Consider the following 26,267-nt stretch of genomic DNA (forward strand, 5'->3'; position numbering starts at 1 on the left):
GGCTTCTGCCTTGGCCGCTGGCGCCGCAGCCGCAGCGTCGGTCTTGGCGGCCGGAGCCGCCGCAGCGGCAGCGCCTTCCACCACGACCACGACCGAGCCCTTGGCGACCTTGTCGCCGACCTTGACCTTCACTTCCTTGACCACGCCGCCTTGCGAGGCCGGGATCTCCATCGAGGCCTTGTCGGACTCGACGGTGATCAGGCTTTGCTCGGCCTTGATCGTGTCGCCGACGGCGACCATGATCTCGATGACTTCCACTTCCTTGAAGTCGCCGATATCCGGCACTTCGATCTCGATCGGGCCGCTGGCGGCAGCCGGCGCAGCGGCTTCGGCACGGGCGGCGGGCGCGGCAGCAGCGGCCTGCTTCGGCGCTTCCTTGGCGGCAGCCTTGGGGGCCTCTTCCTTGGCGGCCGGGGCCGCAGCGGCTTCCGCTTCCACTTCCAGCACGACCGCGCCTTCGGCGACCTTGTCGCCGACCTTCACGGTGATGGACTTCACCACGCCGCCCTGCGACGCGGGGATCTCCATCGAGGCCTTGTCGGATTCAACCGTGATCAGGCTTTGTTCGGCCTTGATCGTGTCGCCCACCGCCACCAGCACCTCAATGACTTCCACTTCCTTGAAGTCGCCGATGTCCGGAACCTTGATTTGCACGATGCTCATGTCTCTTTACCCTCAGGCGTATTGCGGGTTGGCTTTGTTCGGATTGATGCCGTACTTCTTGATGGCTTCGGCCACCTTGGCAACCGGGACCTTGCCCTCGTCGGCCAGGGCGCGCAGCGCGGCGACGACGACGAAGTGGCGGTCCACTTCGAAGTGCTCGCGCAGCTTCGAGCGGAAATCCGAGCGGCCGAAACCATCGGTGCCCAGCACCTTGTATTCGCGGCCCTTGGGCACGAACGGACGGATCTGGTCGGCAAAGAGCTTCATGTAGTCGGTCGACGCGATGATCGGGCCTTCCGTCTTGGCCAACTGCTCCGTCACGTAAGCCACCTGCGGCTTCTTCTCGTCGGGGTGCAGCATGTTGTGGCGTTCGACGTCCAGGCCGTTGCGGCGCAGTTCGGTGAAGCTGGTGACGCTCCAGATATCCGAGGCGACGTCCCAATCGGCGGCCAGCAGGTCTTGCGCAGCCATGACTTCGCGCAGGATCGTGCCCGAACCCATCAGCTGCACGCGGTTCTTGCCCTTGCCGTGCGACTTCAGCTTGTACATCCCCTTGATGATGCCTTCCTCGTCGCCCTGGGTCAGACCCGGCTGCGGGTAGTTCTCGTTCATCACCGTCAGGTAGTAATAGACGTTTTCCTGGTCTTCCACCATGCGCTTCAAGCCATGCTGGATGATCACGGCCAGCTCATGGCCGAACGTCGGGTCGTAGGACACGCAGTTCGGAATGGTGGACGCCAAGATGTGGCTGTGGCCGTCTTCGTGCTGCAGGCCTTCGCCGTTGAGCGTCGTGCGGCCGGCAGTGCCGCCCAGGAGGAAGCCTCGCGCCTGCATGTCGCCCGCTGCCCAGGCCAGATCGCCAATGCGCTGGAACCCGAACATCGAGTAGTAGATGAAGAACGGGATCATGATGCGGTTGTTCGAGGAGTACGACGTGGCCGCCGCAATCCACGAGCTCATCGCGCCCGCTTCGTTGATGCCTTCCTGCAGAAGCTGGCCGTCGGCCGCTTCCTTGTAATACATCACCTGGTCCTTATCGACCGGAGTGTATTTCTGGCCTTCCGGCGCGTAGATGCCGATCTGGCGGAACAGGCCTTCCATGCCGAACGTGCGCGATTCGTCGGCCAGGATCGGCACGACGCGCGGACCCAGTTCCTTGTCGCGCAGCACCTGGTTCAGGATGCGCACAAAGGCTTGGGTCGTGGAGATCTCGCGACCTTCGGCGGTGGGTTCCAGCACGGCCTTGAACGCTTCCAGCGCGGGCGCTTTCAGTTGCTCGTCGGCCTTCGCGCGGCGGCGCGGCAGGTAGCCGCCCAGCTCGGCGCGGCGCTCGTGCAGGTACTTCATTTCCGGCGAGTCTTCGGCCGGCTTGAAGTACGGCAGATCCGCCAGTTGGTCGTCGGGAATCGGGATGCCGAAACGGTCGCGGAATTCGCGGATCGATTCCAGCTCCAGCTTCTTTTGCTGGTGGGTCGGGTTCTTGGCCTGGCCCACGTGGCCCATGCCGTAGCCCTTGATGGTCTTGGCCAGGATGACGGTGGGTTGGCCGGTGTGGCTGGTCGCGGCGTCGAACGCGGCGTACACCTTGTGGGGGTCGTGGCCGCCACGGTTCAGGCGCCAGATGTCCTCGTCGCTCATGCGCGACACGGCTTCCAGCAGCTTCGGGTGCTTGCCGAAGAAGTGTTCACGGACGAACTTGCCGTCGTTGGCCTTGTACGCCTGGTACTCGCCGTCCACGGTGTCTTCCATGATCTTGCGCAGGATGCCTTCCTTGTCGTGCGCAAGCAGCGGATCCCAGTAGCCGCCCCAGATCAGCTTGATCACGTTCCAGCCCGAACCGCGGAAGTCGCCTTCCAGTTCCTGGATGATCTTGCCGTTGCCGCGCACCGGGCCGTCCAGGCGCTGCAGGTTGCAGTTCACCACGAAGATCAGGTTGTCGAGCTTTTCACGCGCCGCCAGGGCGATGGCACCCAGCGATTCGGGTTCGTCCATTTCGCCGTCGCCGCAGAACACCCAGACCTTGCGGTTGCTGGTGTCGGCGATGCCGCGGGCGTGCAGGTACTTCAGGAAACGGGCCTGGTAAATGGCCATCAGCGGGCCCAGGCCCATCGACACCGTCGGGAACTGCCAGAAATCCGGCATCAGCTTCGGGTGGGGATAGGACGACAGGCCCTTGCCGTCCACTTCCTGGCGGAAGTGGTTCAGCTGGTCTTCGGTCAAGCGCCCTTCCAGATAGGCGCGGCCGTACATGCCGGGGGACGTGTGGCCCTGGAAATAGACCAGGTCGCCGCCGTGGTTTTCGTCTTCAGCGTGCCAGAAGTGGTTCTGGCCGCAGCCGATCATGGTGGCCAGCGAGGCGAACGACGCGATGTGGCCGCCCAGGTCGCCGCCGTCCGGCGGGTTGTGCTTGTTGGCGCGCACGACCATGGCCATGGCGTTCCAGCGCACGTACGAACGGATGCGCGATTCCAGCTCCAGGTTGCCCGGATGCGCGGGCTCCAGGCCCGGGGGAATCGTGTTGACGTAGGCGGTATTCGGCGAGAACGGGATGTGGGCGCCGGAGCGACGGGCTTCGTCGATCAGGCGTTCCAGCAGGTAGTGCGCGCGCTGCGGCCCTTCGCGATCAAGGACTGCCGCCAGGGCTTCGAGCCACTCCTGGGTTTCAAGGGTGTCTTCGTCGTTGGCAGCCTGCGGGGCGCCAGCCTGGGCGAAAGAGGACATCGTGTGTCTCCTGTTGGGGTTCGTTCGTGACCACACCCGCTTATCTTCTCGCGGACTCTGCATGGTAGCCGGGATCATCCGGGCTACCATGTCAGGCATGGGTCGGGGTGTTTTTCTAGAGACCTGCTTTGGGTCGGTTCCCTATCAGCCGGCATTCTAAGAAAGAAGATTAACCGCTCGCAAGGAAAATTTCATGTTGCGGTACGGCATTTCATAATGCGGAATTATGAATGCAAGCTGAACGCCTCCTGAGCGCTCTTTTTACGGGTTACGGCAAAAGGGGGCATTGATTCCCGGCAATTCCCTGCCAACCCGCACTAAAATGCGCGGTCTATCTGGCCCGAATTCCATGTCCAGCGCGCCCAAGTCCAACATACCTACGCCGTTCCACGATCACGCCCGCACCCGCCGCCGCGGCGTGTACTGGGTCACGCCTGCCATGGTGCTGATCCTCTACATCTGTGTGATGGCCGTGTTCTTCTGGTTGCAACGCATTCATGACGACAGTGTCATGTTTGTCACGATCGACCAGGAAATGCGTCAACAACGCCTGATATGGGTCGTGTTGGCGCTGTCCTGCGTGATTGTCATCAGCTTGCTGATGCTGTGGCGCTACACCCGCTTCCGTTCCGCCGCCGAGGCCGCGCTGATCGCCGAAACCGGTTTCCGGCGCGCCATGGAAAACTCCATGTCCACCGGCATGCGCGTGCTGGACATGGAGGGCCGCATCGCCTACGTGAACCCGGCTTTCTGCCGGATGATCGGCTGGAACGAGGCCGACCTGATCGGCCGCAGCCCGCCCTTCCCCTACTGGGTGCCCGGCCGCCACGAACAGCACCAGCACACGCTGGACGTCCTGATGTCCGGCAAGACGCCCAGCAGCGGCCTGGAAGTCGAAGCGCAGCGTCGCGACGGCTCGCGCTTCACGGCGCGCATGTATGTATCCCCGCTGCTGGACCCCAACGGCAACCAGATCGGCTGGATGACGTCCATGACGGACATCACCGAGCCCAAGCGCATCCGCGAAGCCCTGACGGCCGCGCATGAGCGCTTCATGACGGTGCTGGAAGGCCTGGACGACGCCATTTCAGTCACGGCCGACACCCACGACGGCCTGGAATTGCTGTTCGCCAACCGCACCTACCGCCGCGTGTTCGGCGCGCAGACCGGCGGCCACGACGAATTGCTGGCCGGCCGCCGCGGCCGCTTCACCGACGAATCGGTGGAAGTGTTCGCGCCGTCCGTGCAGCGCTGGTTTGAAGTGCACCACCGGATGCTGGCCTGGACCGACGGCCGCCGCGTGCGCATGCAGGTCGCGCGCGACATCACCGAGCGCCGCGGCCACGAAGAGGCATCCCGCCTGCAGCAGGAAAAGATCCAGCTAACCAGCCGCCTGACGACGATGGGCGAAATGGCCTCGTCGCTGGCGCATGAACTGAACCAGCCGCTGACTGCCATCGCCAACTACAGCATGGGCGCCGTCGCCTTGGTCAAGGCGGGCCACACCAGCCCCAACATGCTGCTGCCGGCGCTGGAGAAGGCCGCCTCGCAGGCCGAACGCGCCGGCAAGATCATCAGCCGCATCCGCGAATTCGTGAAGCGCAGCGAACCGCGCCGCCAGCGCGTGGCCATCGGCCGCATTGTCGACAATGCGATCGGATTTGCCGAAATCGACGCGCGCAAGCGCCGCATCCGCATCGACAGCTTCGTGCCGTCGAACGCGCCAGACGTGCTGGCCGACCCGATCCTGATCGAGCAGGTGCTGCTGAACCTGCTGAAGAACGGGCTGGAAGCCATGGAAAAGAGCGAGTCCGACGAGCTCAAGGTGGCGGTCATCCTGCACGAACAGCACATCGAAGTGGCCGTGGTCGACCGCGGCCATGGCCTGGCTGAGCCCGAGCGCCTGTTCGAACCTTTCTTCAGCACCAAGTCCCAGGGCCTGGGCATGGGGCTGAATATCTGCCGTACCATTATCGAATCGCACCACGGCCGCCTGTGGGCGGACCCCAACCCCGCCGGCGGTACGATTTTCCGCTTTACCCTGCCCTGCGCTGCGTCCCAGACGCAGGCCCAGAATGATCAGTCCGAGGAGTTGCACGCATGAACACGCCCCACCTGTCGAGCACGGTATTCATTGTTGACGACGACGAAGCGGTCCGCGATTCGTTGCGCTGGCTGTTGGAAGCCAATGGCTACCGCGTTCGCGCCTATGCCAGCGGCGAATCCTTCCTGGAAGACTACGACGCCAGCCAGATCGGCGTGCTGATCGCCGACGTGCGCATGCCCGGCATGAGCGGCCTGGAACTCCAGGAGCAGCTGATCGCCCGCAACGCGCCGTTGCCCATCGTGTTCATCACCGGCCACGGCGACGTGCCCATGGCCGTGTCCACGATGAAGAAAGGCGCGGTCGACTTCCTGGAAAAGCCCTTCAACGAGTCCGACCTGCGCGAGATCGTCGCGCGCATGCTGGAACAGGCCACGCAACGCGTCAGCAAGCACCAGGCCCAGAAGGATCACGAAGCCATGCTGGCGCGCCTGACCGCGCGCGAGCAACAAGTGCTGGAGCGCATCGTCGCCGGCCGCTTGAACAAGCAGATCGCCGACGACCTGGGCATCAGCATCAAGACCGTCGAGGCGCATCGCGCCAACATTATGGAAAAACTGGAAGTGACTACCGTTGCTGATTTGATGAAAGTGGCCTTGGCCAAACCCGAGGCGCATGCATGACCGCTAGAATTATTGACGGCGCGGCTCTGTCGCTGCGCATTCGCGAAGAAGTCGCCCAACGCGTCGCCGCCCTGGCGGCCAAGGGCACCCGCCCCGGCCTGGCCGTGGTGCTGGTAGGCGCGGACCCCGCGTCCCAGGTGTACGTGCGCAACAAGGTTGCCGCCTGCGAGAAAGCCGGCCTGCATTCCGTCAAGGAACAGTACCCCGCCGAGATGACCGAGGCCGAACTGCTGGCCCGCATCGCCGTCCTGAACCAGGACCCGACGATCCACGGCATCCTGGTGCAGTTGCCCCTGCCCAAGCACATGGACTCCCACAAGGTCATCGAAGCCATCGCGGCCGAGAAGGACGTGGACGGGTTCCATATCAGCAACGCCGGCCTGCTCATGACCGGCCAGCCGCTGTTCCGCCCCTGCACGCCCTACGGCGTGATGAAGATGCTGGAATCCGAAGGCGTGGCACTGCGCGGCGCTGAAGCCGTGATCGTCGGCGCCAGCAATATCGTCGGCAAGCCGATGGCCATGCTGCTGTTGCAAGCCGGCGCCACCATCACGATCTGCAACTCCAAGACGCGCGACCTGGCGGCCCAGACCCGCCGCGCCGACGTCCTGGTGGTGGCCACCGGCAAGCCCGGCATGATCGACGGTTCCATGATCAAGCCCGGCGCCGTCGTCATCGACGTGGGCATCAACCGCGGCGACGACGGCAAGCTGTGCGGCGACGTGGACTTTGCTTCCGCCCGCGACGTGGCCGGCGCCATCACCCCCGTCCCCGGCGGCGTGGGCCCCATGACCATCGCCATGCTGCTGGTCAATACGGTTGAAGCCGCGGAACGGGCTGCCGCCTGATCCCGGCCGTGCGGCCCGGGCGAATCGCCCGGGCCTGCCCCGGCCCCGCGCATCGTCCTGCCGGGGCCCGCTCCGCCCTTGCATTCGGGCGGATCGCCCTTACCTGATCCCTATGAACTCCGCCGGCGCCCGGGCGAATGCCCCGCGCGCTGCCTGCTATTGCTCACGCCGGTAACACCATGACCCAGAACCCCCTGCTCGCCCCCGTTTCCGATCTGGTCGACTATGCGGCCGTCAAGCCCGGGCACATCGTGCCCGCCATCGAGGAACTGCTGGGCATCGCCCGCCAGGCGGTCGACCACGCGGCCGATGCCGCCCTGGCGCCCACCTGGGAAGCGGTGGTGGAGCCGCTGGACACCGCCTCCGAGCGCCTGTGGCGCGCCTGGTCGGTGGCAGGCCACCTGAACGCGGTCGTCAATACGCCGGAACTGCGTGAAGCGTATAACGCCGCCCTGCCGCTGATCACCGAATTCTCGACCTGGGTCGGCCTGCACGAAGGCCTGTACAAGCAGTACCAGCGCCTGGCCGCCGCCCCCGATTTCGCTTCGTGGGCGCCGGTGCGCCGCCGCATCGTCGAGATGGCGTTGCGCGACTTCCGCCTGAGCGGCGTCGAGCTCCAGGGCGCCGACCGCGAGCGCTACGCCCAGATCTCCGATCGCGAAGCCCAGGCGTCGCAGAAGTTCTCGGAAAACGTGTTGGATTCCATCGACGCCTGGTCACTGCTGGTTGAAGACGAAGCCCGCCTGGCCGGCATCCCGGCCGATGTGCTGTCTGCGGCCCGGGCTGCTGCCGAGGAAGACGGCAAGCCGGGTTGGAAGCTGACGCTGAAGATGCCGTGCTACCTGCCCGTCATGCAGTACGCGCAAGACCGCTCGCTGCGTGAAACGCTGTACCGCGGCTACGGCACCGTCGCATCCGAACACGGCGATGGCCAGTTCGACAACTCCCCGCTGATCGAAGAACTGCTGTCGCTGCGGGCCGAGGAATCGGGCCTGCTGGGTCTGGGCACCTTCGCCGCGCTGCGCTTGCAGACCCGTATGGCCCGCGACGCCCGAGAAGTGATCGTTTTCCTGCGCGACCTGGCCGCCCGCGCCAAGCCCTACGCCCAGCGCGACCTGGCCGAACTGACGTCCTACGCCACCGGTGAACTGGGCTTGGACAGCCTGCAGCCCTGGGACGTGGCCTTCGCCTCGGAACGCCTGCGCGAATCGCGCTACGCGTACTCCGAAGACGAGGTGAAACAGTATTTCACCGAACCGCGCGTGCTGGCGGGCTTGTATGAAGTGATCGAAAAATTGTTCGACGTGCGCTTGACGGAAACGCCCGTATCCACCTGGCACAGCGACGCACGCGGCGTGCGCGTGGAAAGCCCCGCGGGCGACCTGATCGGCTACCTGTACCTGGACTTGTACGCGCGTTCCGGCAAGCAAAGCGGCGCGTGGGTCGACAGCGAGCGCACGCGCCGCGTCGTGGCCGGCCGCGTGCAGACGCCCGTCGTCTACCTGACCTGCAATTTCTCGCGCCCCAATGGCGACCGCGCCGCCGTGCTGACGCACGACGACGTCATCACCCTGTTCCATGAAACCGGCCACGCCTTGCACGCCTTGCTGTCCGAAGTGGACGAACCGGGCGCCGCGGCGTTCGCCAGCGTGGAATGGGACGCCATCGAACTGCCCTCGCAGTTCATGGAGAACTTCTGCTGGGAATGGGCCGTGGTGCAAAAGCTGTCGGCCCACGTGGATACGGGCGAAGCCCTGCCGCGCGCCCTCTACGACCGCCTGGTGGCGGCCCGCAACTACCAGAGCGGCATGCAGACCGTGCGCCAGATCGAATTCGCCTTGTTCGACATGCTGATGCACGACCGCGCGAAGGGCGCCACCATCGCCGAAGTGTTGGCGCTGCTGCAGGAAGTGCGCCAAGAAGTCGCGGTGCTGTTCCCGCCAGCATGGCATCGCTTGCCGCACGCCTTCTCGCACCTGTTCGCAGGCGGCTACGGCGCGGGCTACTACAGCTACAAGTGGGCGGAAGTGTTGTCCGCCGACGCGTACGAAGCCTTCGAGGAAGCGGCAGCCAAACAAGCGGAAAATCAGGCCGGCAACGCCCTGGGCACGCTGGACCCGGAAACCGGCGCGCGCTTCCGCCGCGAAGTGCTGGCCGTGGGCGGCTCGCGTCCGGCAGCGGAATCGTTTGCGGCCTTCCGCGGCCGCGCGCCGCGCATCGACGCCCTGCTGCGCCATAGCGGCATGAGCGGCAACTAAGGCCGGCGCTCTTCCCAGGAACGGCCCGCCGCGTGCGGGCCGTTATTTTTCGTCCGCCGGCTTACGCGCCGACACGACCAGCCAGCGTCCGTGCACCGACTGCCTGGACCCCGCCTGCTTCCAGAAATCGCGGATTGCCTCGCTTTCCGCGCGCTTGATCCGCTGCCGGTAGTACAACTGCGACGGCACGGCCAGCAAGTGCTCGATCCTCCGCTTGGGCTTGACCTCGTCGACCTCGTGCAGCGTGATGTCCACGAAACCATAGTGCGACAGCAGCAGATGCAACTGCGGAAAACTCCACGGGAAATACGTGATGTAGTCGGCACCGCGCCGGCGGCCTACCATGGGCCGGAAACCCGAATGGAACCCACGTATCAGGAACTGAAAGCGCGAGCGCAGATTCCAGGTGTTCGGCGTGGTGAGGATCAACGTGCCACCTGGACGCAGCGCACGGTGCAGGCTTTGGACCAGCACGCCCGGATTGGTCAGCAGGTGAATGGCCTCGCAGCAGACGGCTGCGTCGTACTCCTGGGCGACAGGCAGCGGCGCTTCCAGGTCGTGTTCAGTCACGGAACGATAGCCCGCGCTTGCCGGCGGAAACTCCCATAGCCCCACGCCATCGAGGACCACCTGCCGGCCGCTGGCGCCGGGCAGCGTGTCGCCCAGCCAGCCCAACCCACAAGGTGCGTCCAGCACCCGGTCGGCAACCCGGCTGCGCAGGATGTCCACCACCACTGGGTAATACGGATAGTACGGATAGCGAAGGGCGGTGCCCACGGCCATGTCCACGTTCATAGCTTCCCTGAAACACTGCACTGACAAGGCCCTGAATGTAGTGCGCCGGCATGGCCCGGCGGGGCGAATTTGCCAGTTCTCCAACAATATTCAGACAAAGCTTCACAAGTCGGCGCGCCCCAACTCGCACCAGAAGTTTGCGCCAGGACAAGAAGCGTGCTCGCGGCACGGCGCCAGCGGCTTGGGGCGCGCCGCCCTGCCCGGGGCTTGCAGGTAGAATCGATGGGTTTGCCGGGCTTTCCCCTTCCAACCCTTTAGGCCCCTGGACTTATGCGACACCTCATTACCGGCCGCGCCTGGCGTGGCTTGCTGCTGGCCTTGTGCGTATTGCTTGCCGCGTGCGGCGACCGGAATGTCGACTGGACGCTCTACAACGTGAAGGGCCACTTGCCCGACCTGAAATTCTCGTTGCCCGGCGCGGGCGGCAAGACGGTCAGCAGCGACGACCTAAAAGGCAAGACGGTGCTGCTCTTTTTCGGCTATGCCAGTTGCCCGGACATCTGCCCCACCACCATGGCGCAATTGACGGCGGTGCTGCAGAACCTGGGGGACAAGGCCCAAAACGTGCGCATCTTGTTCGTCAGCGTGGATCCGCACCGCGACACGCCCGACATCCTGCAGGCCTACGTCAACGCGTTCAACAACAATGCCATTGGCGTGACCGGCGACGAAAAGCAGATCGCCGACCTGGCCCGCCGCTACCGCGTGGCCTACCAGATCGAAAAGCCCCGCCCGGGCGACGACGCCGACATGTACGAAGTGACCCACAGCCGCGGCGTGTACATTTTCGACAACGAAGGTCGCGCGCGCCTGCTGGCCTCGGACACCGACAGCATCGAAGCCTTGACCAAGGACGTCCGCCAACTGATCGACCTGACCTCCTGACCCAGGCGGGGCAACGACGATGCGCCGCAACATGTTGCGGCGGTGCGCCACATACCAGTTGTTACAGCGGCGCGATTCGGAGCGTGAGTATCATCACAGCACATTGCCCTTTTCCCCCTAGTAAGGAGTACGCGCATGAGCTTCATCATCATGATCATCGTCGGGTTCATCGTGGGCCTGATCGCCCGGGCCGTCATGCCCGGAGACCAGAACATGGGAATCATCATGACCACCATCCTGGGCATCGTCGGCGCGGTCGTCGCCGGATTCCTGGGCCAGACGATGGGCTGGTACGCGGAAGGCGAACCCGCAGGCTGGATCGCCTCGGTGGTGGGTGCCATCATCGTGCTGTTCGTGGTCGGCATGATCGCCAAGAAGCGAACCTGACGTTCGGCTAGGCAAGCATCAATGAGACGGGCCGATCGAAAGATCGGCCCGTTTTTTCTTGCCTATGCGGTGGTGGGTTCTTGGCCAAGTCGGCCATTGCGCCATCGCCGCTTGATGGGTTGCGCGCTGGGCAAGCGAGTTCTTCGCCGAGGGCTCTCGCGCTTTACCCCTCCTACGAACCGCTGGGCGGCGTGGCTTGCGCGGTTACGGTGCGATCGGTCCAGCCGCCGCCCAGCACCTTGTACAAGGTCACCAGGTTCGACAGGCGGGCCAGACGCGTGTCTACCAGCGCCTGCTGCGAGGTATACAGCGAACGCTGCGAATCCAGCACGCTCAGGTAGTCGTCGATGCCTTGGCGGAAACGCTGGTCGGACACGTCGTAGGCGCGCTGGTTGGCGTCGACCAGCAGGCGTTGCGCCTGGATCTGGTCGTCCAGCGTGCCGCGGCCGGCCAGGGCGTCCGCCACTTCGCGAAAGCCCGTCTGGATAGACTTCTCGTACTGCGCGACCTGGATGTTCTTCTGCACCTTCGCCAAGTCCAGGCCCGCCAGCAGCGAGCCGCCCGCGAAGATCGGCACGGTGATCTGGGGCACGAAGCTCCAGGCGCCGGAGCCGCCTTCAAACAGCCCGCCCAGGCTGGCGCTGGCGGTGCCCGCCTGGCCCGTCAGGCTGATGGTCGGGAAGAACGCCGCGCGCGCCGCGCCGATGTTGGCGTTGGCGCCCTTCAACTGGTGCTCGGCCGCGCGGATGTCCGGGCGCCGGGCCAGCAGGTCGGACGGCAGGCCCGCGGGCAAGGTGGTCGGCAACATGCCATCGTCCAGCTTGACGGCCTGATCCAGCGCCGCGGAGATTTCCGGCGACATGGGCTGGCCCACCAGCAGCGTCAGCGCATTGCGGTCTTGCGCGGCCTGGCGCGTGTATTGCGACAGGTTGCGCTGGGCCGTGCGCAGCGACACTTCGGCCTGGCTCAGATCCAGCGCGGTGGACAAGCCCTGGTCATAACTTTGCTGAGTGAGATTGAAGGAATCCTCCTGGCTCTTCAGCGTATCGCGCGTCAGGCTCAGCAATTCCTGGTCGGCGCGCAACGTCAGATAGGCATTGGCCACCTCGGCAATCAGCGTCAGCTGGGTCGCCGTGCGGGTTTCGTCCAGCGCCAGATAGGACTCCAGCGCCTTGTCGTTCAGGCTGCGTATGCGGCCGAACAGGTCCAGCTCCCAGGCGGACATGGCGGCGCCCACCTGATAGCTGTGGCTGGTCGTGGCGCGGCCGCTTGACGACAGGTCAGCCGGCGTGCGCTGCGCCGATTCCTGGCCGGCGATGCCCACGCTGGGCATCAGGTCGGCGCGCTGGATGCGGTACTGCGCCCTCGCCGCTTCCACGTTCAGGGCCGCCACGCGCAAGTCGCGGTTGTTCGCCAGCGACAGCTCGATCAGCTGTTGCAGAAGGGGGTCGCCGAAGAAGTCGCGCCAGCCGATATCCGCCGTGGACATTCCTTGCGCGGCCTGCGAGCCATCGGCCTTGTAGGCCGGACCTGTGGGATAGGCGGCGTCGACCGGCGCGTCCGGCCGTTCATACGTCGGCGCCAGCGAGCAGCCCGCCAGGGCCGCCGCCAGGGAAACAGACAATAAAGTTCTCATCTGGAGTTTCATTACGGTTGTCCTTCGGCAGGCACTTCCTGTGAGCCGTTGGCGCTGGTGTCGTGCTTGTCTTGGTTTTCGCTCATGCGCTTGACCTTGAACATGCGCAGCATGATCACGAAGAAGGCCGGGACGAAGAAGATCGCCAGGAACGTGCCCGTCAGCATGCCGCCGATCACGCCCGTGCCGATGGCGTTCTGGCTGCCCGACCCGGCGCCCGACGAGATCGCCAGCGGCGTCACGCCCAGGATGAACGCCAGGGACGTCATCAGGATGGGACGCAGGCGCTGGCGGGCGGCGTGGATCGCCGATTCCGTCAGGCTGGCGCCGGCCTCGAAGTGTTCCTTGGCGAACTCCACGATCAGGATGGCGTTTTTGGCCGCCAGCCCCACGGTGGTAAGCAGCCCCACCTGGAAGTACACGTCATTGGACAAGCCCCGCATCAAGGTGGCCAGCAGCACCCCGATGATCCCCAGCGGCACCACCAACATGACCGCGGTCGGGATGGACCAGCTTTCATACAGCGCCGCCAGGCACAGGAACACCACGATCAGCGAAATAGCGTAGAGCGCCGGCGCTTGCGAACCGGACAGGCGTTCTTCAAAGGACAGGCCCGTCCATTCGAAGCCCACGCCCACCGGCAGCTTGGCCGCCAACCGTTCCATTTCTTCCATGGCCGCGCCCGAGCTGTAGCCCGGCGCCGCCTGACCCTGGATGTTGTAGGACGGCACGCCGTTGTAGCGGTTCAGCTTCTGCGGGCCGAAGCTCCATGTCGCTTTCGAGAACGCCGAAAACGGCACCATGTCGCCCGCGTTGTTGCGCACATACCATTTATTCAGGTCTTCCGGCAGCATGCGCGACGACGCCTCGCCCTGCGCGAACACTTTCTTCACACGGCCGCGGTCGATGAAGTCGTTGACGTACGAAGACCCCCATGCGGTGGCCAGCGTGCTGTTGATGTCCGACACGGCCACACCCAGCGCGCGCGCCTTCTCGCGGTCGATGTCCAGCTGGTACTGCGGCGCGTCTTCGATGCCGTTCGGACGCACGCCGATCAGCACGGGGCTTTTCGCGGCCTCTCCCAGCAACTGGTTGCGCGCGGCAAGCAGCTTTTCGTGGCCCACGCCGGCACGGTCCATCAGTTGGAAGTCAAAACCGGTCACGTTGCCCAGTTCCATCACGGACGGCGGCGGCACCACGAACAGTTGCGCGCGGCGCTCGGTCTTGCCGAAATGCGCATTGGCGCGCGCCGCCACGGCAGCGGCCTTCAGCTTTGCGTCGCCGCGTTCTTCCCAGTCGCGCAGCTTGATGAACAGGATGGATGCGTTCTGGCCGCGGCCGCCGAAGTTGAAGCCATTGACCGCGAACACCGAAGTCACGGCGTCCTTTTCTTCGGTCAGCAGATACTTCGTGGCGTCGTCGATGACGGCCTTGGTGGCTTCGGCGGTAGCGCCAGCCGGCGTCTGGATCTGGGCGAACAAAATGCCCTGGTCTTCAGCCGGCAGGAACGCCGTCGGGATGCGGGTGAACAGCCAGCCCATGGCGATAACAAGCGCCAGGTACACCACCATCAGGCGCTTGGTGCGGTTCAGGCCGCGCGCCACGCTATTGGCGTAGCCGTTGCTGCTGCGTTCGAACGTGCGGTTGAACCAGCCGAAGAAGCCCCGCTTCGTGCCGTGATGGCCCTTGGGAATGGGCTTGAGCAAGGTCGCGCACAAGGCCGGCGTGAACACGATGGCCACCAGCACCGACAGCACCATCGAAGAGACGATGGTGATCGAGAACTGGCGATAGATCACGCCCGTGGAGCCGCCGAAGAACGCCATCGGGATGAACACGGCGGCCAGCACCATGGCAATGCCGATCAGCGCACCGGTGATCTGGCCCATGGACTTGCGGGTGGCCTGCTTTGGGGTCAGGCCCTCTTCGGCCATCACCCGTTCGACGTTCTCGACCACCACGATGGCGTCGTCCACCAGCAGGCCGATGGCCAGCACCATGCCGAACATCGTCAAGGTATTGATGGAATAGCCGAACGCGGCCAGCACACCGAACGTGCCCAGCAGCACCACCGGCACGGCCAGCGTGGGGATGATGGTGGCGCGGAAGTTCTGCAGGAACAGGTACATCACCAGGAAGACCAGAATGATGGCCTCCACCAGCGTCTTGAACACTTCATGGATCGACAGGCTGACGAACGGCGTCGTGTCGTACGGATAGACGACGTCCATGCCCGGCGGGAAGTACGGCTTCAGGTTGTTGATGGTGTCGCGCACCGCCTGCGCCGTGTCCAGGGCGTTGGCGCCCGGAGCCAGCTTGATCGCCAGGCCCGAGGCGGGCTTGCCGTTGTAGAAGCTGTCGATGGCGTAGGTCTGGCCGCCGAGTTCGATGCGGGAAACATCGCCCAGGCGCACTTGCGAGCCGTCGGCGTTGACCTTCAGCAGGATGCGGCCGAAGTCTTCGGCCTTCTCCAGGCGCGACGGCCCGATAATGGTGGCGTTCAGCTGCTGCCCGCGCACGGACGGCAGGCCGCCCAATTGGCCGGACGACACCTGCACGTTCTGTTCCTTGATCGCCGCCACCACGTCGACCGTGGTCAGCCCGTAGTTGACGAGCTTGGCGGGATCCAGCCAGATGCGCATCGCATACTGCGAGCCGAACAGCTGGAAGTCGCCCACGCCCTGTGTGCGGCTGATGGGATCCTGGACGTAGGATGCGACGTAGTCGGCCAGATCGTCCTTGGTCATCGTGCCGTCGGTGGACACAAAGCCCGCCACGATCAGGAAGTTCTTCGTGGCCTTGGTAACGCGGATGCCCTGCTGCTGCACTTCCTGCGGCAAGAGCGGTTGCGCCAGCGCCAGCTTGTTCTGCACCTGCACCTGCGCCGTATCCGGGTTGGTGCCCTGCTTGAAGGTCAGCGTGATGGACATGCTGCCGTCAGAGTTGCTCTCCGACGAGATGTACTGCAAGCCGTCCAGCCCGTTCATCTGCTGTTCGATCACCTGCACCACGGTGTCCTGCACCGTCTGCGCGGATGCACCCGGGTACGTCACCGCGATGCCGATGGCCGGCGGCGCGATGTTTGGGTATTGGGAGACCGGCAACTGCAGGATGGACAGCGCGCCGGCCATCATCAGCACGATCGCGATCACCCAGGCGAAAACCGGCCTATCGATAAAAAACTTTGCCATGCATGGCTCCCTGATTACTGCTTGGCCGGCGCGGCATTCGCCGCCTGCGGCTGCTGCGTATTGGCGCCAGCTTCGGTAGCGACGACTTCGACGCCCGGCCGGACCATTTGCAGACCTTCCACGATGACCTTGTCGCCAGCGGCCAAGCCGTCGGTGACCAGCCACTTGTCGCCAATGGCGCGGTCGGTCTTCAATTCACGCAATTCGACCTGGTTCTTGGCATTGACCACCAGCGCCGTCGGCAAACCGCGCTGGTTGCGCGTCACGCCGCGTTGCGGCACCAGCAGGCCATCGGCGGCTACGCCGTCGGCCAGGCGGGCGCGCACGAACATGCCCGGCAGCAGGCGGCGGTCCGGATTCGGGAACACCGCGCGCAGCGTGATCGAGCCGGTGCCCTGGTCCACGGTCACTTCCGAGAACTGGAGCTTGCCGGTCTGCTTGTATTGCGAGCCGTCTTCCAGCGTCAGCGTCACCAGCGCGGCCTGCTCGCCGTCCGCCTTCTTCAACTGGCCGCTGGCCAGCGCGTCTTGCAAACGCAGCAGTTGAACGCTGGACTGCGTCACATCGACGTAGATCGGGTCGATTTGCTGCACCGCAGCCAACGCGCCCGTCTGGTTGGCCGTGACCAGCGCGCCCTCGGTCACCGAGGAACGGCCGATGATGCCGTCGATGGGCGACAGCACCTTGGTGTAGACCAGGTTGATGCGGGCCGTGTCCAACGCGGCCTTGGCCGACATCACGTCGGCGGCGGCCTGGTCGCGCGAGGCGACGGCGTTGTCATAGGTCTGCTGGCTGACGGCGCGCGTGGCCACCAGCGGCTTGTAGCGTTCGGCCAGCAGGGCGGCAGTCTTCTGCTGCGCCTGGGCGCGGGCAAGCGCCGCCTTCTGGCTGTCGACGCTGGCCTGGTAGAGCGCGGGATCGATCTGATAGAGCTGTTCGCCCGCCTTGACCTCGCCGCCTTCGGTGAACAGGCGCTTCTGGACGATGCCGTTGACCTGGGGCCGGACTTCGGCGACGCGGAATGCGGACGTGCGGCCCGGCAACTCGGTGGTCAGGGAAACGGGCTGCGTGGTCAAGGTCACGACCGAGACTTGCGGCTTGCCCGCCTGCGGCGCGTCCTGCTTCTTGCCGCAGGCGGCCAGGGTGAGAGCCGATGCCGTCAGCGTGACGACCGCCGCGCTGCGCCACATAGCGCTTTTCTTATTCATAGATTGCATTCCAAAAAAAATAGGGCCCCCACGCTGCACCCGCTTTCGCGGGCTTGCTGCCCCCAAAAGGGGGCCTTTTTGCCTGGGGACGGCCCGGCGGAAAAAAAACCCCCACGCTGCACCCGCTTTCGCGAGCTTGCTCCCCCCCCAAAGGGGGCTTTTTTGCCTGGGGACGGCCCGGCGGCAAAAAACAGCCTGGCCGCGCCCGAGTCTGGCAAAGCAGTGCATCAATTGGGTGGGCTCGCGTTGAACACGCAGGGTGGGCGTAGTCGCATTGCTGCATTGCGGAACTCGCATTCTGCGTTATCCCGCCCAGGAAACAAAGGGGCACATTAAGAAAACATCATTCCATTTATGGGACAATTCTTCACCCCCGCCATATGACAGAATCTCGCCATGAAACGCTTACAAGGCATGGAACTCTTCGTAGAGGTGGCCAAGACGCACAGTTTTAGCCGCGCGGCGGCGACGCTGGGCGTCCCCAAGTCCACCTTGTCTCGCCAGGTGGCCGAACTGGAGCGATCCGTCGGCCTGCGGCTGCTTAGCCGCACGACTCGCAAGGTGGAACTGACCGACGCCGGCCGGCTGTACTTCGAACGCTGCCAGCGCATCGTCGCCGAAGCGCAGATCGCCCATGAAGAACTGCAGAAGCTGGTCGATACGCCCGCCGGGCCACTGCGGGTGAACATGCCCGCGGATTTCGGCACGGACTTCCTGGCTGAATCGTTCATGGAGTTCTCCCGCCGCTATCCCGACGTCACGTTTTTCCTGGATCTTGCCAATCCGGACCACGCGTCGCGCGTATTCCAGACCTGCGACATCTCCATCGAAATCGGCGACCTGCCCGACTCGACGCAGATTGCAAGGCTGCTGGGCATGCTGCCCGCCCACCTGTATGCCTCGCATGACTACCTGGACAAGCACGGCGAACCCCGGCACCCCAGCGACTTGACCCGCCACGAATGCATAGAGTTCCGCGCCGAAGGCGCTGGCCGCGTGACCCGCTGGCCGCTTTCCAACGGCGACCAGCACATCGAATTCACCCCGGGCAACCGGTTTTCGGTCAATGGCGTCGCCATGGCGCGCCGGCTGGCCATGCTGGGCGCGGGGATCGCGGTGCTGGTGGGCGGCCAGACGGCCGAACAGCAGTCAGGCCAATTGCGGCGCGTGCTGCCGGACTGGCAACTGGGGCCCTTCCCTGTCTACGCGGTCACCGAAACCCGGCTCCTGCCCGCCAAGACCCGGATCTTCATCGAATTCCTGATGGAGCGCCTGGGCAGCGACGGGCAAGCGAAGGATACCCCTGCTTTCATGAAATAACGGGGTGCCGGAAACAGATTGAAAAATCTGTGGGCCGCCGACAGGGCGTGGCGGCCGCAAGAGGCCGAAGAATGGCGAGACCCCGCGAACAAAGCGGGGTCAGAACCCTTCGTCGTCGCGCAGATAGCGCCATTGGCCCAAGGGCAAGTCGCCCAGCGACACGCGGCCGATGCGCACGCGCTTCAAACCCACCACCTTCAGGCCGACCAGTTCGCACATGCGGCGGATCTGGCGCTTCTTGCCTTCGCGCAGCACAAAACGCAGCTGGTCGTGGTTCTGCCACCGCACCTGGGCGGGCTTGAGTGCGCGGCCGTCCAGCGACAGGCCGTGATTCAGGAGGTCCAGGCCACGGTCCGACAGGTCGCCCTGCACGCGCACCAGGTATTCCTTGTCCACGCTGGAGTCTTCGCCGATCAAGTGCTTGGCGATGCGGCCGTCCTGGGTCAGTACCAGCAAGCCCTGGGAATCGATGTCCAGCCGGCCGGCGACGGCCAGCCCGTCCAGATGCGCGCGCTCGAAGCGCTGGGGCGCCCGGTCGCCCGCAAAGCGCGAGCGGGAATCGATCAGCGCCACCGCGGGCGTGTAGCCTTTTTCGGCCTGGCCGGACACGTAGCCGACCGGCTTGTTGATCAGGATCGTGACCCGCGAGGTCTGGCGCGCCTGGGCGGCGCGCTCAAGCGTGATGACCTGGTCGGGATAGGCCCGCGCGCCCAGTTCGGACACCACGGCGCCGTCCACGCGGACCCAGCCGCGTTCGATATAGCTGTCGGCCTCGCGGCGCGAGCAGAGTCCGCGCTCGGACATGAGCTTGGAGATGCGTACTTTTTCCATGGCCGGTATTGTATGCGGACGCCCGCCGGCCTGCCGCTCAGGCCGACGGGTCGTAGTCGGACGGCGCCATGGGGTCCAGCGGATAAAGCGGGCGGCGGCGGCGTTCGTAGGGGAACAGCGAAAAATCCGAACTGGTGACGCCCGCGCTGGCGCATTCCACCAGCGCCTGGGAAATGGGCTCGAACACCGGACGGCAATACATCCGGGACTTCACCAGCACGAAGCGGGCTCGCCGCGGATCCAGCCCCATGCTTTCGAACACGCCCAGGTCCCAGGGCTCGTGGGTGCGCTCGGTGATCACCAATTGCGCCGCGCCGATGTCCAGCACCGCGCTGCGGCCCATGCACGCCGTCTGCCCGGTATAGGTGGGGCCCGTGATGACGTATTGGCCGTCGGTCACCGCCCCCACCACGCCCTGCAGCCGCACCGGGGCCGCTGGGCGGCCGATGGCGGGAATCGGCCGCTTGTTGCCTACCAGGAGGTCCACCTGGGCGCCCTCGCCCGCTGCCGTCAAGGCCTCCACGGCCTCGGGGTCGCAGTACAGGCCCGCGACGATGCCCGTCAGCCCGGCGTCCACCGCGGCCATCAGCACCTCCATCGTGTCGCACGTGCCGCCGGACATGCAGTTGTCGCCATGGTCCAGCAGCAGCACCGGCTTGCCCGCCCCGCAGGCCAGTTCGACGGCCCGGGCCAGGGAGTCGGCCAAAGGCTCGCTGTCGTAGAAAAAGCCGTCGCGCGCCGCCCAGATGGCCTCTGCCATGCCGGCGGCAGCCTGCTCGGCCTGCGCCGGCTCGCCGCTCCCCACCACCACCACGCTCAGGCAAGGGTCCGGAATGTCCGCCAGGGCGAATCCGGCCAGCACGGACACGGCCAGCATGCCGGCGTCTTCAGCGCGCCTGGCCGCCTGCACGGCATCGCGCATGGCGCCTTGCGCCGTGGCGCTACGCAAGGTGTGCGTCATCAACGGCAGGCGGCGCCACGCCATCACTGGGCGCGGCCCGCCGTTGAGCCAGTCGAACAGGATGCGGCCCGCGTGCTCGCCGGTTTCGTACATGTCCACGTGCGGGTAGGTCTTGAAGCTGACAATGACATCGGCGTTGGCCATCATCTTGGGCGTGACGTTGCCGTGCAGGTCCAGCGCAACCGCGATCGGCACGTCGGGCGTCTGCTGGCGCAAGCGCTCCAGCAGGTCGCCTTCGCCGTCGTCGGTGCTTTCGACCGCCATGGCGCCATGCAGGTCCAGCAGGATCGCGCCGCATCCCCGCGCACCGGCTACGATCTCGTCGCAGAGCGTGCGATAGGCCTTTGCGTCCACACGGCCGCTGGGATAAGCGGTGGCGGACACCGGCGTGACCACCGACGCGCCGTTCGCCTCCGCCAGGTCGATGAACGCCGACATGGCCGTGCGCTTACCCTTGTTCTCTTCGTAGGCCGCGGCACCGAAGGCGGGGCCGTCGTTGCCGAACGCCGCCAATGGCGTCGGCACGGGCGAGAACGTATTGGTCTCGTGGTTCAAGCGGGCGATCATGACTTTCATTGTTTTCCTCTTTGCCGGCCGGTAGTCAGCCGTTTTGCGGCGGCGCCGGGCGCGTCCCGCCCAGGCCGAGCTTTTCCATGGCCTCGCTGGCCTCGATGATCATCGCAGCCACTTCCGCCACGCTGACGCGCAAGCCTGTGGCGCGGGTGCGCATGTGCTCATAGGCCGCGCGTTCGTCCAGCCGCTGGTGGTCCATCAGCACCCGGATCGCCTTTTCGATGACGCGCCGCGCCTTGATGGTGTTTTCCAGCTTGTCGATCTTGACCTGCTGCCGGTTCTGGAACTGCTTGGCCGACCGCGCCAGCACCAGCGTGCTGAGGATGCCCGCCGAGCGGAACGGCCGCGTCAGCACCCCGTGGGCATTGGTCTTGAGCAATTGCTTGAGCGTGGTGGGCGTCTCGTACTCGGACAGCGCGATCAAGGTAGCCTCGACTTCGCTGGCCGACCAGGCGGAACTGTTCTGCACGCACTGCGATACCTGGAAGAAGATGACATCCGCGCCGGCCGGCGCGGCATCTGGAAACGGCCAGTGCAGGTGGATGCGGCAGCCGATGCGCTTGAGCTGCTCGACCAGCACGTCGCGGTCTTCGCCAGGCGGATACACCACCGCGACGGCCACGCTGCGCAAGTCCTCATAGAGGCGGCGGAGGCTATGGTCCATGCTCATTTCAACCAGAATTCGTCCAGGCCGAACGCCGTCAGATAGGGGTCCGGCTTCACCGGCTGGTCGCTTTCCCAGACGATATCGAACCGCCCGTCGGCCCGGCACACGCCGATGCGCGGCGTCAGCACGCAGTGGTTGTTTTCGGCCAGGATGGACATCCGCCCGTCCGGCGCGTCGAACTGGACCTGATGCACCGCCCGCACCAGCTTGCGGGTGTCCATGCTGCCCACGCGCTGCAGCGCGCGCGCGAACAGGTGCACCTGGCTGTAGCACGTTTCGGCATAGACGCTGGCGGGCTGCTCGCCGAAGCGTTCGCGCCAGCGGGCCAGGAAATGCTGGTTGGCGGGCGTGTCAACGGTATTGAAATAGGTGGCGGCGGTGATGTGGCCCACGCAACGCTGCGCCCCGATTTCGGCCACTTCGGACTCGGCCATGGTCAGGCTGGCGATGGGGATGTGGGCGGTCTGCGCGCCCGCCTGCTGGCAGGCCTCGTGGTAGCGCTGGTAGAAGCGCTGCGCGTCCGCGCCGATCAGCGTGGAGAACACCACGTCAGGCTGGATGCGCCGGATGTCCGCCACCACGTCGATGATGTCGCTTTCGTCGCACCCCAGCGGCAGATAGGTTTCGTCCAGGATCTCGCCGCCGTGCTCTTCGACGGTCTCGCGCATGATGCGGTTCGTTTCGCGCGGGTAGATGTAGTCCGCGCCCACCAGGAAGATGCGCGAGCCGCAGTTCTGGATGAGGTAGGCCGCCAGCTGCATGCTGCCCTGGTTGGGCGCCGCCCCGGTGTAGATGACGTTGGGCGAATACTCGAACCCCTCGTAGACCGAGCCGTACCAGAGCAGGGAGTTGCTGCGTTCAACGACGGGAAGCATCGCCTTGCGGCAATGCGAAGTGCAGCCCCCGAAAATGACGCTGACTTCGTCGTCCAGCAACAGGCGGGCCGCCAGGCGACGGTATTCCTCGGCGTCGCTGCCCGGGTCGTACACCACGGGTTCCAGCGGCCGGCCCAGCACGCCGCCCAAGGCGTTGATCTCCTCGACGGCCAGCACCGTCCCGAAGAAATGCTGCGATTCGGTGGTGCCCGTCACGCCGCTGCGCGAATACAGCACCCCGATACGCCACCCGGGCCGTTCCGCGTCCTGGTCCTGGAGCGAGGTCATGATTGCGTCCTTATGCGTGAGTCGGGCATGCCGGCCAGCGTCGAAGCGGGAGCGGCAGCGTTCATACCTTCAGATGGTCAATGATATGGCCGATGGCCTCGGGCGCGCCAGCTTCGCCCTCGTCCACGATCGCGCCCTGTTTCAGCACCAGATAACGGTCGGCCACGTCCAGGGCGAACGCCACGTTCTGCTCGACGATGAGCATGGTCGTGCCGTGCCGCTCGCGCTCCCAGTTCAGGGCGCGGCCCAGACGTTCGATCACCGAGGGCTGCAGCCCTTCGGTGATTTCGTCCAGCAGCAGCAGCGCGGGCCGCTGCATCAGCCCGCGCGCCACCAGCAGCATCTTCTGCTCGCCGCCCGACAAGGTGCCGGCGTGCTGGCGCAGGCGCGTCGGGAACACCGGAAACAGTTCGGCGATATCGGCGAAGCGCTCGTCAAAGAGTTCATCACGCGGCAGGCCCAGGCGCAGGTTGTCGCGGATGCTCAAGTCGGGAAACAAGGGCTGTTCCTGCGCCGCATAGGCCACGCCACAGCGCGCGACTTCATGCGGGCGCAGTCGCGTGGCATCGACCCCGCCCACGCTGACACGCCCGCGCAGCTTGGGCAGGTAGCCCATGACCGTCTTGAGCAGCGTGCTCTTTCCCATGCCGTTCTTGCCCAGCAGCGCCACGCAGGCGCCGCGCTCGATCGACAGCGACACCTCGTTCAACACCACCGAGCCCTTGTAGCCGCTGGACACACCGTCCAGGCCTAATGCCGGCGCACTACCCGTCATTGCCCTGCTCCTTGCGCAGCCTGCGCACTGCCCGCATAAATGGTGCGCACCAGTTCAGATTCCACGACATCGCGGAAACTGCCGTCCATGACGATGCGGCCTTGGTGCAAGACGACGATCCGCGTCGCCACTTCCTTCACGAAATCCAGGTCGTGCTCCACCAGCAAGCAGCACAGGCCATACTTGTGCGCCAACGACGACAGCATCTGGCCGATCTGCGCGCGTTCGGCCTTGGAAAGCCCCGCCGTGGGTTCGTCCAGCAGGACGATGCGCGGTTCCAGCGCCAGTACCATGGCCAGCTCCAGCGCTTGCTGCTGCCCGTGCGACAGGTCGCGGGCGACGCTGGCCAGGCATTGGTCCAGTCCGGTCACGCGCAAGACTTCCAGGGCGTAAGGCGGCAGGTCCAATGTGGGCGAACGCCGCCACCAGGACGGTTGCTCCTGCAGGGTCGTCGCGATGCGCAGGCTCTCGGCCACGGTCATCGTGTCGAACACGTTGGCGTTCTGGAACTTTCGCCCCAGGCCATAGCGCACGCATTGCTCCGGCCCCTCGCGTAGCACCCGATGGCCGTACAGCTCCAGCTCGCCTTCGGACCGTTCGGCCCCGTCGGCGATGCAGCGCATCAACGTGGTCTTGCCCGCGCCATTGGGGCCGATCAGGCCCACCAGTTCGCCGCCCCGGGCCTGCAGGTCGATCCCTTCCAGCACTTTCAGGCTGCCAAAGCGCTTGGCCACGCCGGACAGCTTCAATGCCCACGACGCGCCACTGGCCGGTTGCGGCGGTCTGGCGCGCGCGCCAAGCGCCGGCACCGCGACCGGCGCGCCGCGCCGCAAAAAGGGCGCCGTCAACAGCGGCAACAGCCCGCGCGGCAGCAGCAGGATCACCAGGATGAACGTCACGCCCAGCAGCAATTGCCACAGGAACGGCATGTTCCCGCTCAGGTAGGAACCCGCCACATTGATGAGGATAGCCCCCAGCACCGGACCCCAGATGGTGCCGCGTCCGCCCAGCGCCACCCAGATGATCAGTTCCGTGCCGAACACGAAGCCCGTCAGCTCCGGCGCCACCACCCCGCTGAACGCGCCATAGCCGAACCCCGCCAAGCTGGCCACCGCGCCGCACACCACCAGCAGCACGATGCGCCAATGGGCGGTGTTCAGCCCCAGATAGCTGCAACGCGACTCGTTGTCGCGCAGCGCCACCAGGATGCGGCCGCCGTCGCTGCGCATCACGACCCACGCCAGCAAAGCCACCACCGACAGGGACCCGGCCGCGATCACATACCAGGCCTCGAGCGACAGATCGAACGTCTCGTAGCCCGTCAGGCCCGACGACGACCCGGTGTAGGTGCCGCCGGCCAGCACCAACTGCATCAACACGATCGGCAGCACCAGCGAGATGACCGTCGCGAAGAACGGCGACGCCCCCCGATAGAACGACAGCCAGCCCGTCGCCAGCGCCAGCAGCGCCGCCGCGCCCACCGCCGCCAAGGCAGCCAGCGCGGCGGTAGACGGCGAAAACCCGTAATGCGTGAAAGCCAGGCCCGCGGCGTAGGCGCCGACCCCGAAGAAGGCGGATTGGCCAAAAGTCAGATGGCCCGTGTAGCCCCACAGCACGTCCACTGTCACCGCCGCCATCGCGAAAAACAGCGCCTTGATCAGCACGTTAAGCAGATAGGTGTCGAACAGCCAGGGGCCGGCCACGGTCAGGATCAGGCACATGCCGGCCAACCACGCAAGCGCGTGGCCGCGCCGCCCGCGCCCCTCGGGCGCCGTGCCGGCCTCGCGCGGTTGTGCAAGCGAATGGTCAGTCATGGGCGAATCCTTGGGGACGCAGGCGCAGCGTCAGCGCGGCCAGTACGGCGATGGTGACGCCGCCCAGGATCGGGCTGACGAAAATGCTCACCAGCACCTGGCAGGCGCCATAGACCAGGCAGGTCAGCAACAGCGCGGTGATCGAATGGCCCGACACCATGACCAGCATGAAGGCGCTGACCAGCCACGGCAGGCCCATATTGGGATCCACGCTGGACAACGGCGTGATCAGCGCGCCGGCCAGCGCGCCCAGCCCGGCGCCCAGGCCGAACGTCGTGAAGCGGATGCGTTCGGCGTTGATACCCAGGCCGCGCGCCAGGTCCTCGTTCATGATCACGGCGCGGGTCCGCACGCCGAAACGTGTGCCGTTCAGCAGCCAGGTCATGGCCGCATAGATCAGCAGCGCCCCGGGCACCAGGAACAGGCGGTATGCCGAATATTCCGTGCCCAGGAAAGACACGGCTCCCTGAATGGGCGAGTCCACGAATTGCACTTCGCGTCCGAAGGCCACCGTGATGAGCTGGCCAATCACGATGCCCAGTCCCCAGGTGGCCAGGATCGCGTCCAGCGGCCGCTTGTACAGCGGCTGCACGATCAGGCGCTCCACCCCCATGCCCACCAGCACGCCGACCGCCAGGGCGAACGGCAACGCTACCCAAGGATTCAAGCCCAACTGGGTCACCACCAGACTGGCGTAGCTTCCCAGCGTAAGAATTGCCCCATGCGCAAAATTGACGATCTTCATCACGCCGAAGATGATCATCAACCCCGACGTCACGATGAAGAGCATGGCGGCCGTGCTCAAGATGTCCAGCAGCAAACCCATATCGGTCTCCGGCGCCGC

20 protein-coding genes are annotated in these 26,267 nt (G+C 65.5%); 7 read left to right on the forward strand and 13 right to left on the reverse strand.

What is annotated here, in order from left to right; translation table 11 throughout:
- The coding region (locus HG262_RS21335) for a biotin/lipoyl-containing protein (protein ID WP_348984411.1) at nucleotides 1-663 on the reverse strand (663 nt) is incomplete at its 3' end.
- A 12-nt stretch (nucleotides 664-675) separates the two neighbouring features.
- The gene (gene aceE, locus HG262_RS21340; RefSeq protein ID WP_169272927.1) at nucleotides 676-3,384 is read right to left on the reverse strand and encodes a pyruvate dehydrogenase (acetyl-transferring), homodimeric type; all 2,709 of its coding nucleotides are present in this window, start codon (nucleotides 3,382-3,384) and stop codon (nucleotides 676-678) included.
- 349 nt (nucleotides 3,385-3,733) lie between these two features.
- Between aceE and HG262_RS21345 the strand changes: the two genes are divergently transcribed.
- The 4 genes from HG262_RS21345 (at nucleotide 3,734) to HG262_RS21360 (ending at nucleotide 9,217) form a co-directional block, all read left to right on the forward strand.
- A complete protein-coding gene (locus HG262_RS21345; protein ID WP_105559842.1) occupies nucleotides 3,734-5,488 on the forward strand; it encodes a PAS domain S-box protein in 1,755 nt (584 codons plus the stop codon).
- Complete coding sequence (locus tag HG262_RS21350) at nucleotides 5,485-6,111, forward strand: response regulator transcription factor (RefSeq protein ID WP_006219003.1); 627 nt, start codon at nucleotides 5,485-5,487, stop codon at nucleotides 6,109-6,111. Before HG262_RS21345 ends, HG262_RS21350 begins: the two co-directional genes overlap by 4 nt.
- On the forward strand, nucleotides 6,108-6,959 hold the full coding sequence (gene folD, locus HG262_RS21355) for a bifunctional methylenetetrahydrofolate dehydrogenase/methenyltetrahydrofolate cyclohydrolase FolD (protein WP_169272928.1): 852 nt from the start codon (nucleotides 6,108-6,110) through the stop codon (nucleotides 6,957-6,959). The genes HG262_RS21350 and folD overlap by 4 nt, the downstream gene beginning before the upstream one ends.
- Nucleotides 6,960-7,138: 179 nt before the next feature.
- Complete coding sequence (locus tag HG262_RS21360; protein ID WP_169272929.1) at nucleotides 7,139-9,217, forward strand: M3 family metallopeptidase; 2,079 nt, start codon at nucleotides 7,139-7,141, stop codon at nucleotides 9,215-9,217.
- A gap of 42 nt (nucleotides 9,218-9,259) precedes the next feature.
- On the opposite strand, the gene HG262_RS21365 is transcribed toward HG262_RS21360, so the two are convergent.
- A complete protein-coding gene (locus tag HG262_RS21365) occupies nucleotides 9,260-10,000 on the reverse strand; it encodes a methyltransferase domain-containing protein (RefSeq protein WP_211187646.1) in 741 nt (246 codons plus the stop codon).
- A 282-nt stretch (nucleotides 10,001-10,282) separates the two neighbouring features.
- Between HG262_RS21365 and HG262_RS21370 the strand changes: the two genes are divergently transcribed.
- On the forward strand, nucleotides 10,283-10,897 hold the full coding sequence (locus HG262_RS21370; RefSeq protein WP_169272930.1) for an SCO family protein: 615 nt from the start codon (nucleotides 10,283-10,285) through the stop codon (nucleotides 10,895-10,897).
- 135 nt (nucleotides 10,898-11,032) lie between these two features.
- Nucleotides 11,033-11,284, forward strand: coding sequence for a GlsB/YeaQ/YmgE family stress response membrane protein (locus tag HG262_RS21375; protein WP_169272931.1), 252 nt, complete (start codon nucleotides 11,033-11,035; stop codon nucleotides 11,282-11,284).
- A gap of 172 nt (nucleotides 11,285-11,456) precedes the next feature.
- Here HG262_RS21375 and adeC read toward each other — a convergent pair whose 3' ends face one another.
- From adeC to HG262_RS21390, 3 genes are read right to left on the reverse strand one after another with little or no spacing between them, the layout of a single operon-like run.
- Nucleotides 11,457-12,932, reverse strand: coding sequence for an AdeC/AdeK/OprM family multidrug efflux complex outer membrane factor (adeC, locus tag HG262_RS21380; RefSeq protein WP_169272932.1), 1,476 nt, complete (start codon nucleotides 12,930-12,932; stop codon nucleotides 11,457-11,459).
- A complete protein-coding gene (locus HG262_RS21385) occupies nucleotides 12,932-16,111 on the reverse strand; it encodes an efflux RND transporter permease subunit (RefSeq protein ID WP_169272933.1) in 3,180 nt (1,059 codons plus the stop codon). Before HG262_RS21385 ends, adeC begins: the two co-directional genes overlap by 1 nt.
- Before the next feature lie 14 nt (nucleotides 16,112-16,125).
- Nucleotides 16,126-17,301 carry an efflux RND transporter periplasmic adaptor subunit gene (locus tag HG262_RS21390; RefSeq protein ID WP_211187648.1) on the reverse strand — a complete coding sequence of 392 codons (1,176 nt, stop codon included), beginning with the start codon at nucleotides 17,299-17,301 and terminating at the stop codon, nucleotides 16,126-16,128.
- Between the two features lie 432 nt (nucleotides 17,302-17,733).
- On the opposite strand from HG262_RS21390, the gene HG262_RS21395 reads away from it, so the two are divergent.
- Nucleotides 17,734-18,639, forward strand: a complete 906-nt coding sequence (locus HG262_RS21395; protein ID WP_169272967.1) for a LysR family transcriptional regulator — start codon at nucleotides 17,734-17,736, stop codon at nucleotides 18,637-18,639.
- 99 nt (nucleotides 18,640-18,738) lie between these two features.
- On the opposite strand, the gene HG262_RS21400 is transcribed toward HG262_RS21395, so the two are convergent.
- The 7 genes from HG262_RS21400 to HG262_RS21430 all read right to left on the reverse strand — a co-directional run bounded on the left by HG262_RS21400 (nucleotide 18,739) and on the right by HG262_RS21430 (nucleotide 26,249).
- Nucleotides 18,739-19,470, reverse strand: a complete 732-nt coding sequence (locus tag HG262_RS21400) for a pseudouridine synthase (protein WP_169272935.1) — start codon at nucleotides 19,468-19,470, stop codon at nucleotides 18,739-18,741.
- Nucleotides 19,471-19,507: 37 nt separating this feature from the next.
- On the reverse strand, nucleotides 19,508-21,007 hold the full coding sequence (locus tag HG262_RS21405) for a M81 family metallopeptidase (protein WP_169272936.1): 1,500 nt from the start codon (nucleotides 21,005-21,007) through the stop codon (nucleotides 19,508-19,510).
- Between the two features lie 25 nt (nucleotides 21,008-21,032).
- Nucleotides 21,033-21,668, reverse strand: coding sequence for an ANTAR domain-containing protein (locus HG262_RS21410; RefSeq protein ID WP_169272937.1), 636 nt, complete (start codon nucleotides 21,666-21,668; stop codon nucleotides 21,033-21,035).
- 2 nt (nucleotides 21,669-21,670) lie between these two features.
- Nucleotides 21,671-22,834 (reverse strand): transporter substrate-binding domain-containing protein, encoded by a 1,164-nt coding sequence (locus HG262_RS21415; protein ID WP_169272938.1) that lies wholly within the window; start codon nucleotides 22,832-22,834, stop codon nucleotides 21,671-21,673.
- A gap of 61 nt (nucleotides 22,835-22,895) precedes the next feature.
- Nucleotides 22,896-23,609: an ABC transporter ATP-binding protein gene (locus tag HG262_RS21420; RefSeq protein ID WP_169272939.1), complete on the reverse strand. Its 714-nt coding sequence runs from the start codon at nucleotides 23,607-23,609 to the stop codon at nucleotides 22,896-22,898.
- A complete protein-coding gene (locus HG262_RS21425; protein WP_169272940.1) occupies nucleotides 23,606-25,423 on the reverse strand; it encodes an ATP-binding cassette domain-containing protein in 1,818 nt (605 codons plus the stop codon). Before HG262_RS21425 ends, HG262_RS21420 begins: the two co-directional genes overlap by 4 nt.
- A complete protein-coding gene (locus tag HG262_RS21430; RefSeq protein WP_169272941.1) occupies nucleotides 25,416-26,249 on the reverse strand; it encodes a branched-chain amino acid ABC transporter permease in 834 nt (277 codons plus the stop codon). Before HG262_RS21430 ends, HG262_RS21425 begins: the two co-directional genes overlap by 8 nt.
- Between the last annotated feature and the right edge of the window lie 18 nt (nucleotides 26,250-26,267).

It is taken from the genome of Achromobacter sp. Bel (assembly GCF_012928505.1).
Taxonomy (GTDB): domain Bacteria; phylum Pseudomonadota; class Gammaproteobacteria; order Burkholderiales; family Burkholderiaceae_B; genus Achromobacter.

Excerpts from the sequence above, each read along its gene's own strand:
- HG262_RS21385 (WP_169272933.1), bottom strand. The coding sequence starts at position 16,111 with ATGGCAAAGTTTTTTATCGATAGGCCGGTTTTCGCCTGGGTGATCGCG.
- HG262_RS21400 (WP_169272935.1), bottom strand. The coding sequence starts at position 19,470 with ATGGAAAAAGTACGCATCTCCAAGCTCATGTCCGAGCGCGGACTCTGC.
- HG262_RS21345 (WP_105559842.1), top strand. The coding sequence starts at position 3,734 with ATGTCCAGCGCGCCCAAGTCCAACATACCTACGCCGTTCCACGATCAC.
- HG262_RS21420 (WP_169272939.1), bottom strand. The coding sequence starts at position 23,609 with ATGACGGGTAGTGCGCCGGCATTAGGCCTGGACGGTGTGTCCAGCGGC.
- HG262_RS21410 (WP_169272937.1), bottom strand. The coding sequence starts at position 21,668 with ATGGACCATAGCCTCCGCCGCCTCTATGAGGACTTGCGCAGCGTGGCC.
- HG262_RS21430 (WP_169272941.1), bottom strand. The coding sequence starts at position 26,249 with ATGGGTTTGCTGCTGGACATCTTGAGCACGGCCGCCATGCTCTTCATC.
- HG262_RS21350 (WP_006219003.1), top strand. The coding sequence starts at position 5,485 with ATGAACACGCCCCACCTGTCGAGCACGGTATTCATTGTTGACGACGAC.
- HG262_RS21390 (WP_211187648.1), bottom strand. The coding sequence starts at position 17,301 with ATGTGGCGCAGCGCGGCGGTCGTCACGCTGACGGCATCGGCTCTCACC.
- HG262_RS21360 (WP_169272929.1), top strand. The coding sequence starts at position 7,139 with ATGACCCAGAACCCCCTGCTCGCCCCCGTTTCCGATCTGGTCGACTAT.
- HG262_RS21375 (WP_169272931.1), top strand. The coding sequence starts at position 11,033 with ATGAGCTTCATCATCATGATCATCGTCGGGTTCATCGTGGGCCTGATC.
- HG262_RS21365 (WP_211187646.1), bottom strand. The coding sequence starts at position 10,000 with ATGGCCGTGGGCACCGCCCTTCGCTATCCGTACTATCCGTATTACCCA.
- HG262_RS21425 (WP_169272940.1), bottom strand. The coding sequence starts at position 25,423 with ATGACTGACCATTCGCTTGCACAACCGCGCGAGGCCGGCACGGCGCCC.
- HG262_RS21415 (WP_169272938.1), bottom strand. The coding sequence starts at position 22,834 with ATGACCTCGCTCCAGGACCAGGACGCGGAACGGCCCGGGTGGCGTATC.
- HG262_RS21395 (WP_169272967.1), top strand. The coding sequence starts at position 17,734 with ATGGAACTCTTCGTAGAGGTGGCCAAGACGCACAGTTTTAGCCGCGCG.
- HG262_RS21370 (WP_169272930.1), top strand. The coding sequence starts at position 10,283 with ATGCGACACCTCATTACCGGCCGCGCCTGGCGTGGCTTGCTGCTGGCC.
- aceE (WP_169272927.1), bottom strand. The coding sequence starts at position 3,384 with ATGTCCTCTTTCGCCCAGGCTGGCGCCCCGCAGGCTGCCAACGACGAA.
- HG262_RS21405 (WP_169272936.1), bottom strand. The coding sequence starts at position 21,007 with ATGAAAGTCATGATCGCCCGCTTGAACCACGAGACCAATACGTTCTCG.
- folD (WP_169272928.1), top strand. The coding sequence starts at position 6,108 with ATGACCGCTAGAATTATTGACGGCGCGGCTCTGTCGCTGCGCATTCGC.
- adeC (WP_169272932.1), bottom strand. The coding sequence starts at position 12,932 with ATGAAACTCCAGATGAGAACTTTATTGTCTGTTTCCCTGGCGGCGGCC.